12 protein-coding genes and 3 tRNA genes are annotated in these 13106 nt (G+C 50.3%); 9 read left to right on the top strand and 6 right to left on the bottom strand.

Going from position 1 to position 13106, the window contains the following annotated elements; all coding sequences use genetic code 11:
* Window positions 1-74 precede the first annotated feature (74 nt).
* From typA to FBF26_02660, 6 genes are all read right to left on the bottom strand, one after another.
* On the bottom strand, window positions 75-1898 hold the full coding sequence (typA, locus tag FBF26_02685; GenBank protein QJU10160.1) for a translational GTPase TypA: 1824 nt from the start codon (window positions 1896-1898) through the stop codon (window positions 75-77).
* Window positions 1899-2048: 150 nt separating this feature from the next.
* Complete coding sequence (locus FBF26_02680) at window positions 2049-2288, bottom strand: hypothetical protein (protein ID QJU10159.1); 240 nt, start codon at window positions 2286-2288, stop codon at window positions 2049-2051.
* A 132-nt stretch (window positions 2289-2420) separates the two neighbouring features.
* Window positions 2421-2825, bottom strand: coding sequence for a hypothetical protein (locus tag FBF26_02675; protein ID QJU10158.1), 405 nt, complete (start codon window positions 2823-2825; stop codon window positions 2421-2423).
* Window positions 2826-3095: 270 nt separating this feature from the next.
* Window positions 3096-3632, bottom strand: coding sequence for a hypothetical protein (locus tag FBF26_02670; GenBank protein QJU10157.1), 537 nt, complete (start codon window positions 3630-3632; stop codon window positions 3096-3098).
* A gap of 18 nt (window positions 3633-3650) precedes the next feature.
* Window positions 3651-3727 (bottom strand) — tRNA-Val (locus FBF26_02665).
* Window positions 3728-3742: 15 nt separating this feature from the next.
* Window positions 3743-3827, bottom strand: a tRNA-Leu gene (locus FBF26_02660).
* A gap of 139 nt (window positions 3828-3966) precedes the next feature.
* Between FBF26_02660 and FBF26_02655 the strand changes: the two genes are divergently transcribed.
* The 9 genes from FBF26_02655 to FBF26_02615 all read left to right on the top strand — a co-directional run bounded on the left by FBF26_02655 (window position 3967) and on the right by FBF26_02615 (window position 13007).
* Window positions 3967-5571 carry an FAD-binding oxidoreductase gene (locus tag FBF26_02655; protein ID QJU10156.1) on the top strand — a complete coding sequence of 535 codons (1605 nt, stop codon included), beginning with the start codon at window positions 3967-3969 and terminating at the stop codon, window positions 5569-5571.
* A 60-nt stretch (window positions 5572-5631) separates the two neighbouring features.
* Window positions 5632-5718: transfer RNA gene (locus tag FBF26_02650), tRNA-Leu, on the top strand.
* A 119-nt stretch (window positions 5719-5837) separates the two neighbouring features.
* Entirely contained in the window at window positions 5838-6806 is a 969-nt protein-coding gene (locus tag FBF26_02645) for a hypothetical protein (GenBank protein QJU10155.1), read from the top strand.
* A 185-nt stretch (window positions 6807-6991) separates the two neighbouring features.
* Entirely contained in the window at window positions 6992-7339 is a 348-nt protein-coding gene (locus tag FBF26_02640) for a VOC family protein (GenBank protein ID QJU10154.1), read from the top strand.
* Window positions 7340-7632: 293 nt separating this feature from the next.
* A complete protein-coding gene (locus FBF26_02635) occupies window positions 7633-8160 on the top strand; it encodes an RNA methyltransferase (protein QJU10153.1) in 528 nt (175 codons plus the stop codon).
* 69 nt (window positions 8161-8229) lie between these two features.
* Window positions 8230-9567 (top strand): histidine--tRNA ligase, encoded by a 1338-nt coding sequence (locus tag FBF26_02630; protein QJU10152.1) that lies wholly within the window; start codon window positions 8230-8232, stop codon window positions 9565-9567.
* A 26-nt stretch (window positions 9568-9593) separates the two neighbouring features.
* Window positions 9594-10880 carry a trigger factor gene (tig, locus tag FBF26_02625; GenBank protein ID QJU10151.1) on the top strand — a complete coding sequence of 429 codons (1287 nt, stop codon included), beginning with the start codon at window positions 9594-9596 and terminating at the stop codon, window positions 10878-10880.
* Window positions 10881-10973: 93 nt separating this feature from the next.
* Window positions 10974-12356 (top strand): twin-arginine translocation signal domain-containing protein, encoded by a 1383-nt coding sequence (locus FBF26_02620; GenBank protein ID QJU10150.1) that lies wholly within the window; start codon window positions 10974-10976, stop codon window positions 12354-12356.
* A gap of 51 nt (window positions 12357-12407) precedes the next feature.
* On the top strand, window positions 12408-13007 hold the full coding sequence (locus FBF26_02615) for an ATP-dependent Clp protease proteolytic subunit (protein ID QJU10149.1): 600 nt from the start codon (window positions 12408-12410) through the stop codon (window positions 13005-13007).
* Window positions 13008-13106 lie beyond the last annotated feature (99 nt).

The raw sequence follows: 13106 nt of genomic DNA, 5'->3' as shown, positions 1-13106 counted from the left end.
ACTGCGGGATAATCCACCGTAATATCATGGTTTTCATACGTTTTATTAATCAGTAGTTTGTCGGGGCGGGGGATCTATCGCTTGGCGGCGCGCTTTCGCTCATTGGCATCGAGGTAGCGTTTACGCAGGCGCAAGGATTTTGGCGTCACTTCCAGCAGTTCGTCGTCCTCGATAAAGTCGATGCATTGCTCCAGACTAAACTGCGTAAATGGCGTCAGCTGCACCGTACCATCGGACGATTTGGAGCGCATGTTGGTCAGGTGCTTGGCCTTACAGACGTTAATTTCAATATCTTCTTGGCGGTTATACATACCGACGATCATCCCGGCGTAGACTTCCGTGCCCGGCCCGACCAGAAGTTCGCCGCGCGCCTCAGCCGCCTGCAATGCATACGGCGTTGTCGTGCCAGCTTCAAAAGCGATGAGCACGCCGCCGCGGGTCTTTGGCAATTTACCGCCCAGCGGTTGATAGCCATACGGCAGGGAATTCATAATTACCGTGCCTTTAGTGGCGGTCAAGAGTACGTTTCGCAGGCCGATCAACGCCCTCGTCGGCAGCACGTAGGTGATGCGGGTAGCGCCGCTGGCGGTGGTTTCCTGCGATTTCATCTCAGCGTGGCGGGCACCTAATTCTTGGCTGATCGCGCCGATGAATTCGCTGCTAATTTCTATTTGTAGTTCCTCAATCGGCTCTTTTTCGACGCCGTCCTCGGTGATGGTCACCACTTGCGGGCGGCCGACTTCGAACTCAAAGCCTTCGCGCCGCATGGTCTCGATCAGGACGCTGAGGTGCAATTCACCGCGGCCAGACACCGTAAAGCCGATGCCGTTTTCTTCGACGCGCAGCGCCACGTTAGTTTCCAGTTCTCGCCGCAATCGGTCGCCAATTTGCCGCGAGGTGGTAAATTCGCCCTCACGCCCCTTCATCGGGCTGGTATTTGGGCCCAGATACATGCTCAGCGTCGGTGCTTCGATGGCAATTGCCGGCAAGGCTTCCGGCTGTTCTTTATCAGCAATCGTATCGCCAATGTGTGCCTCACTGACGCCCACTAGCGCCACGATGTCACCGGCAAACGCCTCGTCAAGCTCTTCGCGGTTCAGTCCGCGGTAGCCAAAGACTTTCTCGATTCGCGCTGAACCTGACACTTCGCCGTGCTTCAGCAAGCTAACTGCCAGGCCACGCTTGACCGACCCGCGAGCGATCCGCCCAATGGCGTATTTACCTTGAAAGGTGTCGTACTGCAAACTGGTCACCAGCATCTGAAACCCGCCGTCAGCCGTGACGCTCGGTGCCGGGATGTCATTGATAATTGCCTCAAAAATTGGCGTGAGATCAGCGTTGTCGCTTGGGTCGGTAGGAATCTCTCGCCACGCCTTGCCATCGCGCCCAACGGCATAATAAATCGGATAATGCAGTTGACTATCATCGGTCGCTAGCTCCAAAAACAGATCGCTCAGCTCGTCTTCGACCTCGGCAATTCGCCGCGCCGGCTTATCAATTTTATTGATCACCACCACCGGCTTCAAGCCCAGTTCCAGCGCCTTTGAAAGCACAAACTTCGTCTGCGGCATTGGCCCTTCCTGCGCATCGACGATCAGTAGCACGCCGTCCGCCATCTGCAGTGTTCGCTCGACTTCGCCCGAGAAATCAGCGTGCCCCGGTGTGTCGATGATGTTGATTTTATAATCACCGTAAAAAATTGAAGTCTGTTTGGCGGTGATGGTGATACCGCGTTCGTGCTCCTGATCGCCCGAATCCATGATCAGTTCTTGGCTCATCTCGGCCTGGTTGTCGCGAAATGTGCGCGACTGTTTGAGCAGCCCATCAACCATGGTCGTCTTGCCGTGGTCGACGTGGGCAATAATGGCAATATTTCGAATCTTGCTAGCGTCCTTCATAAAAATATGGTCTGATGTTAATCGCAGACCTTCCTCTACGCCATTATAGCATAATTTTGTGACCTCATGACACAAGACTAAAAGCGCATATAATTGAGCGTGTAGCTATTAAAATTTAAGGTAATGGAATAAGTGGTGACGAATTATACTCTATTCGGACTTTTGTGTTAAGTATCGATATCCTAGTAAAATCGTCTCGCGATCGACGCCCTCACGGGAAGCGACTTCACCCAAAGCACGAGGAATGCTCGGATCTTTCTCAAGCTCCTCCTCTATTAATTTTGCGAGCCTATTCATTTCAGCGGGACGATCCACGGGCTCAATGTCCTCAATTGACTTTAGTGTATGGATATCAAACAAAGCCCCTGCTTTTGGACTACCTTCTTTCACATCACCTCCTCCTCGATTAATTACACAACCATTATGCAACACTCGAGTATATAAAACAATCCCTTTGTCGACCGTGGTGCATGAAGTACTCCTTTTTTATTAGGGTGACGTGATGCTACGATTATCTGCTACTTAGTTGTGGCGACGAGTCTTTGATTTATTGCGGTTTGACTTCTTAGACTTTCTAGTTTTCTTAGGGTTGATATAGATCACATCTACTCTTGCTCGCCCTTCAATAGCCACAAAATCTGGCCCTTCAAATCTACCGGCCATTCTCAACAACGGAGTGGTATCTTCCGGCGTCTTCTCTGTGGCTGGCTCATATATAGCCCACCCTAGTCCGCTCTGAACTGTTTCTTCTCCTAATGCTCTCTGATCCTCTTTTGTCGCTATTTCTCCAAGCTTCCTATCGCGCGCTGTCTTCTTGTGAAACATCTCTTCCGGAGTTGCGTCTGCCCTTGTCTCGCCCTTCAGCTGCTGATCTTCCAGCCATTCTTGCTCTAGTGATTGTGGTGATGAACGCCATTGTTTCTCCATACTGCTCTTTAATATAGCATAGGTATTCAAAAACTAGTAGGATGAGCTGGATTTGACCTACTCCGCAGAGATGGTATCATATGACTATGTGGGGGATGCTCTCTGGGAGTATGTAATTTCGAATACCTTGATTGATAAGACGGTTATATTGTAGCACTAGGCCGATCACGAGTATAGTTATCCTCTTAAATATAAAATTTACCATGAGTGAGAGAAAATAAAAAGAGTAGGGGGGATTGTATTTAATAGCTAGTTTTGACCATAGGACCTTTAATAGATGGTCACAGACTGTTCATTAAGCTGATCTTCGGAAAAATGCATTAATCTGGTCTTGTCGTCGGTCCTATGTAAAATATCTGGATTTTCCATCACTATACCTAGGGCTTGAATTGCCATCTTAATGTGTATCGGGTCTATGCTCAGTCTTTGATGAGCTAATTCTGGTACTCTTTTGTTTCTTGTTTCAGCTATTAGCAGGGTGGGGCAATCAGGTATATTGTCGGATGGGGGTATACATATTCCATAGGCAGGTTCTACTCGTGTAAAATAATTTGGAACTACGCCGCTTTGGCTGGAGCTTTGATTAAAACTTATCCCCCAGCTCTTACGCTCTAATGGTAGCGGCTTGTTTTCCTCAAGATACTTACAGTATATATCCGTGTGATGGTTTTCAGGAGACACTATTATGTGTCCTATTGGCTCTCCGTTGGGCGATAGCTTTCGTGAAAATATAACCAAACCAGACGGATGAGGTTCGGTTTCCATTTCTATGTCAAGATGGGTCGATGTAACGTAGAAAGATTCCATATTCATATCAATATTAAATGGTGGGAAATACAGGGCTCGAACCTGTGACCTCACGAATGTGAATCGTGCGCTCTAGCCAACTGAGCTAATCTCCCGTAAAAATAAAACCTTGGTGCGGATGAAAGGACTTGAACCTTCACGCCGTGAGGCACATGCTCCTAAGGCATGCGTGTCTACCAATTCCACCACATCCGCATAGCTAATTGTCAAAGACGCGCACGGTACTTTCAGGCGCATCTACCCCTCAATTATACACAACCCGTCGCCCTCGAGCAATACACTTTACGCCCCACTTCGACCGTGCTATCATGAAACTAACAGAAAAAGGGGGACTATGAATAAGGTTGCGACGTATTTGAATGAACATCTGACGGGTGAAGTAGTGACGCATGACGGTGCTTTGGCGGATGCGCAGCGGGATGGGAGTGTGCTGGCGCGGCAGCCGGAGTTGATCGCACGAGTGGCGGACACCAGTGATGTGCGCAAGATTTTGCGGTTTTGTTCGCAACTGGCGGAGAAGGGTCACGTCCTACCGGTGTATGCGCGCGGATGCGGCACGGATAGTACGGGCGCGGCGATCGGGCGCGGTATCGCCATCGACATGGCGGCACACATGCATAATGTCGTCGGAATTGATGCTAAGCAGCAGCTAGTCCACCTCCAGTCGGGTATTTCTCATAGAGCAGCGCAAGCGGTGCTGTCAACGCACAAGGGTTTGGGTCTGCCGGAGATTTCATTGACAGGTGAGGATGGCACGATTGGTGGTGCGATTAGTACTGAAGCAGCTGGCATGTTGTCCTCGGCGTACGGCCTGTTGAGTCAGTCGATTCACCAAATGGAAGTCGTCCTGTCAAGTGGCGATATTGTACAGACCGGTCGGCTGTCGAAGCGTGAACTGAGCAAGAAGAAAGGCTTGGCGACGTTTGAGGGCGAATTGTACCGGCAGCTGGATAATTTGATAACCGATAATGAAGCGCTGATTGCTCGGATTGATGCTAGCGCGCCAGAGATGGCCGGCTTTTCGAGTATCGCCCAGGTGCGGCAGCGCGATGGTTCGTTTGACCTCACGCCGCTGTTTGTCGGCGCTCAAGGCAGCCTCGGTATTATCGGCGAGCTAATTATGAAGGCTGACTTCATCCATCCAGAACTGACCGTAGTGAGCGCCGCGTATAGTTCAATGAATGCAGCGCAGGCGGCGGTTGACACGGCGCTGCAAGCGGGTGCCTCGACGGTCGAGCTGATCGACGGGCGGCTCTTTTCGCGGGCGGCAGCCCAGGGCAAGAAACTAGCATGGGCGCCGAAAGAATGCTATCGCGGCGGTGTGGTGGTGGCGCTCTTTCACGCATTTTCAGACCGAGCGCGCAACAAGGCTGCCAAGAAGTTACTGCGCGCGCTTCGCGGTGGTACGGCCGCGCAGGTTGAGCTACGCGATATGGAAATGAAAGAGGCATTTACGCTGCATTCAGTGCTGACTCTGGCGGAGCATCCCGCCGATGAGCACGGTATTATGCCGCAGGTATTCTCTGGGATGTGGCTGCCGGGCGTGCAGCTGGACGGCTTTATTAAGTCGATGCGCGCGCTCGAGAAAGAATACGGCGTGACCATGCCGCTGTTTATCGACGCGACGACTGGTATGATCAATAGCTATCCGGTGTTCTCGAGCAAAAAGGTCAGTGACCGCCAACGTATCCTCAAACTCTGCTCAGACATGGTGCGGATCGTGACCAGTCACGAGGGGTCATTTGCGGGCTTTGGTGGCGAGGGCCGGCTCAAGGCGGCGTTTGTCCAGCCGACCCTGACAACTGAGGAGCGTGATCTGTATGCAAAAATCAAGCACATCTTTGATCCAAAGGGTATTCTCGCGCCGGGTATCAAGACTGCCGTGCCGATGAAGCAGCTGGCAGAAGAGTTAAACGCTTGGTGTCGGTTGGCAGGCTGAAACAGCTAGGCAAACTCCTTGCAGAGGGACAGCCGGTCGTGTATAATACTCGGTAGTCACGCGGATGTGGCGGAATTGGTAGACGCGCTAGCTTCAGGTGCTAGTGTACGCAAGTACGTGAAGGTTCAAGTCCTTTCATCCGCACCAGTATACGGATTTTTTCGGAGTTGTCGCTTGAAAGAGCGATTTTTTCATTTACATTTCTTAGTTTCTGCATCTATTTTAGTAATTGGTACAATACAAACGGGTTGTGATACAATATTGATATGAGATTAAGGGAGGTTAAGAAGAGGCTGTCTGAGCTTGGTGTAGCGGGTGAGATCGTCATTGAAATTAAACAAAACTACGGTAACTACTATGTAATTAGTAACAGTCAAAAATTATTTTCTGTCTTGGAATTCTTATCAAATCAAGCGTGGAACGATCTTGATTTTACAGCTGTCCAAAGTATTATTGACTCACATAATGCTCTTGTCGCCACCGATATTACTCTTGACTATGACCAATACACTCAACTTAACCAATACGTAAATCAACTCAATACAAAACTGCCAATTTTTATGGGTCTAATTGATGCTTTGTACGATGATCAAAGCGAGTTTGATATAAACATTAAACTGTCAGACAATATTGACAACATAGAAAAATTAAAAAAATTGATTGATGAATTAAATGAACTTGAAAAGTTCGCCAACTTGGACGGTAGTAAATTAAGTTTCGCAGGTTTTGATACTGGTAGCGACTGGATAACGATAGCTGCTAGATGTTCGGTAGTTTATGGTTTTATTATGGCTTGCGTAAAACTCGCCCAACAAGTTCTAAAAACCAAAGAACAATACTATAAGACTGAAGAGGCTAAAATACACTATCAAATGACACTCAAAGAAGACGAGGCGATGGAAGAGAAAGCCCTCAAAGATTATTGTGATAGGTTTGCTAAAAAACAACTTGATAACGGAGCAGATGTAATATCGCAGAGCATTGGTGAGTATAACGGAAGCCCTGAAAGCGAAATTAAGAAAAAAGCAACTGAAACAACAAAAAGTTTAATCAATATTATAGGCGATGGCAACGAAGTTCATGTTTCATTAAGTTCGCCAAAAGGCATCTCGGAAAATTTGGACGGCGAGATTGAACTAAATTATCAAGACCTGAAAAAACTAATTCCAAAAGAAAGCACAAAAAAACTTGAAGCACCAAAAGAAGCTAAGTCGGCCGCCGAAGCTAACCAATAAAATCTTGTTATCTACTGCTAAGCCAATTTTGAAGCGCTTCGGCTTCCCGTGGTTTTAACGTTGTATCGCGGCCCATTCATACCAGTGCTAAAATAGATTTGAGTGTGAGCGTCAAAATCCCGCCAAAGCAGAATTACGAAAATCACCGCTCATTTGGGCGGTTTTTCTCGTGATATAATACCAGTATGAGTAAGGTGAACAATCATATCGACTACATAGAGTTTCCAGCAAAGAGCGTGAAGGAGTTGAGCGCAGCAAAAGACTTCTTTACCGAGGTATTTGGTTGGTCATATCAACAATGGGGTGATGACTATGCGGACACAAACGACAGCGGCGTGGGTAGTGGTATCAATGCCGAGGATCCAGCAACGGCTCCACTTCCAGTGATCTATGTTTCGGATATTCAGGCGACCTACGACAAAGTAAAGGCAGCTGGCGCTTCGATTACTAAAGAGATATTTAATTTTCCTGGCGGTAAACGCTTTCATTTTCAAGACCCGGCGGGCAATGAGCTGGCTGTTTGGTCGGAGTAGGTTGATATGGATAAAAATGGTGGAATTGGAAAGACAAAAGATAAAGCTACAAAACATTCGTAATAGTTGACATGGCAGAGGAGGGGAGATAGCCATGCCAAAGCCATACACATTTACAGCCGAAGTGCACTTATTTCCGTAGGCGGGCGGCTGGTATTATGTTGCTGCACCTCAAGAATTCACTGACGAACTCAAGCCGCTTGCAGAGAGAGGTTTGGTGGCAGTAGAAGCCACGGTTGGCTGATGATAAGATTTTTTGTCTCTTTTTCCTGACGTTTGCTACAATAACAGAGATGCAAGACACACGAAATGTGATTGACAAATTTAAAGGTCGGAGCGAGGCGGAGATCATGAAAGAACTAGACGCCAAGGACCACGGCCTGGTGATTGCTCTGGAGAATACCGAGCGGGATTTTAACATGGGGACGATTGTCCGCAGCGCCAACGCTTTTGGTGTGCGGCAGATTTACGTCATCGGCAGGCGGCAGTGGAACAAGCGCGGCGCCATGATGACGGATAAGTATCTGCACGTGCAGTATGTTGGTTCGACAGTGGAGTTTATCGAGCTAATGCGGTCTGAAGACAGGACGATTATCGCGATTGACAATATCCCGGGCAGCGTCAGTATGTCAGAGACGACCTTGCCGAAGCGCGCGGTGCTGGTGTTCGGTCAAGAAGGGCCGGGGATTTCCGAGGAGATGGCGCAGGCGGCGGACAAAATTATTGCCATTGAGCAATTCGGCTCGACCCGCTCCATCAATGTCGGCGCGGCAGCGACCGTGGCGATGTATTGCTGGCTGCAGCAGCATGTGCTCGGTTGATACACTTCAAGCTCTCATTCGTCTTTATCATTGAAAAATTTGCCCCATTGTGCCACAATAAAAGCAACCATGAGCAATTTATCAACTCAGAGTTACAAGGGCGCGCGCGATTATTTCCCGGAGGACAAGCGCCTGCAGAATTATATCTTCAAGGTGTGGCACGCCACGGCGCAGAGTTTTGGGTACGAGGAGTACGGTGCACCGCTCGTCGAGCCGCTGGATATTTACACCGCCAAGTCGGGGCAGGAGTTAGCGGGCGAGCAGACGTACTTGTTCACCGATCGTGGTGGTCGTCAGGTGGCAATTCGCCCGGAGATGACGCCGTCGATTTCTCGCATGGTGGCCAGTCGGCGTCAGGAACTGGCCATGCCGGCGAGGCTCTATTCTATCGCTAATTTTATGCGCTACGAACGGCCGCAGCGCGGACGGGAGCGCGAGTTTTGGCAATTGAACGCCGACCTGTTTGGTGCGGAGGGGCCGTGGGCGGACGCGGAGATTATCGAGTTTGGCTACCATAGCATCATCAACTTTGGCGCGCGCGAAGACATGTTTACGGTGCGGGTGAATAATCGCCAGCTGATCAATCAGTTGATGAGCGGGTTTCTCGGCCTCGATGTGATCGGCGCCCAGATGATGACGCGGCTACTTGATCGCAAGAATAAGATTTCGCCGGAAGCTTTCCGCGAGCAAGCCATCGAGATTTTTGGCTCAGAAGAAGCCAAGGCGGGCCTGCCAAAGTTGGCGCAGCTGATTAGCATGCGCAGCGTCGACGATCTGCCGGAGGGGCTAGCCGATAGTCCGAGTGTTCAGCAGCTTCGCCAGGTGATGACCCTGCTGCGTCAGAAAGGCATCGGTAATGCGATGTTCGACGTGACACTAATGCGCGGGCTGGATTATTATACTGGTACGGTGTTTGAGTTTTTTGATAATTCGCCGGAGAACAATCGAGCGCTATTCGGTGGCGGGCGCTATGATGGGCTGGTCGGACTATTTGGTGTCGAGCCGGTCGCTACAGTTGGCGTAGGGCTCGGTGCAACGACCATGCAGCAGTTCCTTGAGGTGCACGAGCTACTACCAAAACTAACGACGCATACGGATGTGTATATCATCGCGGTGGATCCGGCGCTGCTGGAGGGGGCCGATGCTTTGGCGCGCGCGCTGCGCAGCGAGGGAGTGTGGGCGGAGCTAGATTTCAGCGGGCGTAAGTTAGACAAGCAGCTGAAAACCGCACTCAAAAAGAATATCCCATTCGTAGCGTTTGTCGGTGAAGAAGAGATCAATTCGGGCGTCTACACGATCAAAAACCTCATTGAGTCAACCGAGCAAAAAGTCAGCCTCGAGCGCATGATCAGCGTGGTCAAGGATCGGCGCTACGACGGCGATGACGACGCAGCGTTTGAGATTTAGCGTTACCCCTGTTATAATATATAGTCATGAAGACGACTGTAAAGAAACTATCAGATACCAAGGTTTGTTTAACAATTACGCTGGGGGCGGACGAGCTAAATGCGGCTGAGCAGGTGGCGCTGACCAAGATGGCGCGTGACCTCAAGGTGCCGGGATTTCGTAAGGGTAAAGTACCGGTCAGCGTGGCTGCCAAGCACGTCAATCCGATGGCGCTCCAGGAGCAGGTGCTCGATAACGCCCTGTCCAAGGCGGTGGCTGAGGCCTTTATGAACGAGAAGCTGCAGGCGCTGGAGCGACCGAGTGTTGAGGTCAAAAAATTTGTCCCAAATCAAGAAGTCGAGTTCACCGCCGAGGCGACCGTTGTGCCGCCAGTCAAATTAGGCGACTACAAAAAGCTCAAGGCCAAGGCCCAGACGGTCAAGGTTGAGGCCAAAGACGTCAATGAGATCATCGAGCGGATGCAGCAGAATTTTGTCGACAAGAGCGAGGTCACGCGTGCAGCTCGAGAAGGTGACGAAGCGATTATCGATTTTGTTGGCAAGAAAGACGGTGTGGCGTTTGACGGTGGTTCGGCCAAGGACTTTGCCCTGAAGCTGGGCGGTGGTCAGTTTATCCCCGGCTTTGAAGAAGGTGTGGTTGGTCACAAGGCCGGCGAGACATTTGATCTTGATCTTGAATTTCCAAAGGATTACCATGCTGAAAATCTAGCCGGCGCCAAGGTGGTGTTTAGCGTGACGCTGCACAAAGTAAATGAGCTGAAGTTACCGGAACTCAATGATGAATTTGCCGCTAAATGTGGCCCGTTCACCGATGTCAAAGAGCTCAAGGCTGACATCAAGCGCGAGATTACCGCCCAAAAAGAGCGCGAGGCCAAGGAAAAGCTCAAGGACGAGTTGGTGGCGGAATTGGCGGATAGCTCCAAGGTGGCGCTGCCAGAGCTGTTGATCGACGATCAGCTGCGGTCAATTGAACAAGATCTGATGCAGAATTTGTCATATCGCGGTCTGACGATGGACTCGTATCTAAAGACGCAAGGTTTCAAAGATAAAGCCGATTGGCAGAAAAAAGAGGCTCGCCCAGCGGCTGAAAAGCGGGTCAAGGCTGGCCTGGTGCTGGCTGAGCTATCAAAGGAGCTGGGTTTAGAGGTTAGCCGCGAGGAGCTTGATAGGCAAATTTCCACCTTCAAGCAGCAGTATGGCAAGGACGCCAAGCTGGCCGCCCGGTTCGATGATCCGAATGTCCACCGTGACATCGCAAACCGGATGATCACTGACAAGACGATCGACAAGCTGGTCGAATTGAATAGTAAATAGCGACGGTATAGCAACAGTCTGAAGCAGGGGATGGCGGAAGGGCCGCCCCTGCTTTATTGACAAACTTACAACTAGTTGGTATAATGGCAAAATATGTGTGAATCCTCAAAGTCTGAGCGTCCAGAGTTGGAGTCTGGGCATCCCCAAGAGACAGACGATAGCGGCGAGAAGGTTAGTCGTCGCAGTTTTTTGCGGGGTATGGCGGCTGGTGCTGCATGTTTGGGCTCTGGAATTCTTATCGGTGAGGCTATAAAAGGCCTAGGATCAGAACGAAGTCGAAATATACCGATACAGCACAATAACGAGCGAAAAGCTCCGCCGCCGGGCTCGCGAAGTGTTGTCGCCGTGCAATTATTGCCAGAAAACGCCGAGCCTCATCAAGGTATTGAAAAAATTAGCTCTGGGGTACGAGATGCTCTTGGGCGTATCGCGCTAACGACTAGCCATCTATACCTTAATGTGCGGTTCACGCGAGATGGTCACTCGCCTGATACAACACGAACAACTGAGAATGGTAAACAGCCTGCTTATAGTCAGCGTCTGCTTCAACTGATTGGTCAGGCTCATGCTCGTGAAACGGAAAGTGATATGGCGCTGGTTATCGTCGATTCTGCTGATACAGAAAAGGACCACTACGCTGGTCTAACCGTGTACGACGATAAACAGCCTCCAGTTGCGCTTGTGCGCGATTTGGGTGGCGTGTCCATTGGTACGATTGCACACGAGTTAGGGCATATGCTTGCTCCGGAGGGCGTCGAGCGCGGTCTTGGTCATGCCTGGGCCCTGCGTCCATGGGTGAAGCAAGATGGTGATAAGGAGGTAAAAGATTGGCGCCATAGTCCTCATGTTGCTTCCATTCAGGACATTATCGCCGCAGGGTATGATCTGGAGAAAGATGACAGTGGAAAACCAAATCCCTATGCTTCACGATATAGCGTCATGGGAAATAGTGCATCATTTGATTCCATGATAGATCCAACGATACCAATGTTCTCTTCCCCTGAGCTTGCCTTTCTCGATCCAACGCGGTCAATTCGTCACATCACAATGCCGTCGACGGGCGCAGGCCGGATACCCATTAGCTATGGCGGGCCTGACCGAGCCGGTATTACTATAGACATTCCAAAGGATCATGCACTACGCCAAATAGTTCCGGAGGCAGATACACTTTTCATTGGCCCAATAGTTCGCTCAAAGCAGTGGAGTAACCTTATTGACCGGATGGGTGTCTTTGCGACATGGTCAGGAGGGCGTGATAGCGCCATATTAAATCCAAGCATATGGGATGAGAGTATTAAATATAGCGAGAATAGCTTTGAACACGTTGCGTATATTGATGAACAGCTTGGTATACTGGTCGCTGCTGGACAGCAATCGGGTCAGGTCTACGTCCGCTTAGTGCAGCTCCATACCGAGGAGGCCCAGGAACTAATACATGCGGGGCAAGAGCGGTTGATAAAAAGTCTCAATGTATAGAGTAGCGGGCGATCCTTTACAGTAGCAAGCTAGGCTTATATAATATTGTGTATGCAGAAAACAACATCGTATCTCATTCCCACCGTTATCGAAAAGTCGGCCGACGGCGAGCGGGCGTTTGATATTTATTCGCGGCTGCTCAATGAACGGATCATTTTCCTCGGCGAGGAGGTTAACGAGCATACCGCTAACAGCGTGGTGGCGCAGCTGCTGCACCTGGCATACGTTGATCCAGGGGCGGACATCTCGCTCTATATCAATAGCCCGGGCGGCAGCGTCTATGATGGCATGGCGATATATGACACCATGAATTTTATTAAGCCGGACGTGGCGACGTATGGCATTGGTTTACAGGCCAGCATGGGTGCATTTCTGCTCAGTTCGGGCGCCAAAGGCAAGCGGTTTTGCCTGCCACACGCCAAGGTGATGATCCATCAGCCGTCCTCCGGCACACGCGGCAAGGTGACCGACATGGAAATCGACCTGAAGGAAACGCTAGAGGTGAAGGAAATGCTGGCGAAAATTATGGCCAAAAACACCGGCCAGAAGCTCTCTAAGGTCAAGGCCGACATGGAGCGCGACTACTGGATGAGCCCTCAGGAGGCGGTACAGTATGGGCTGGTGGATAAGGTGCTGAGCAAGCTGGCGTAGGCCGCAAAAAGCCTCGTGTCCGCGAGCCGTAAATACATCGAACACGGCCGTAACGTTGTTAAAACTACCGCCATTTTCGCTTGTGGTTATGCTGGGATA

This window comes from Candidatus Saccharibacteria bacterium oral taxon 488, from assembly GCA_013100825.1.
Taxonomy (GTDB): domain Bacteria; phylum Patescibacteriota; class Saccharimonadia; order Saccharimonadales; family Saccharimonadaceae; genus Nanosynbacter.
Note: the sequence above shows the minus strand (reverse complement) of the source record. Positions and strands in the feature narration are given on the sequence as shown.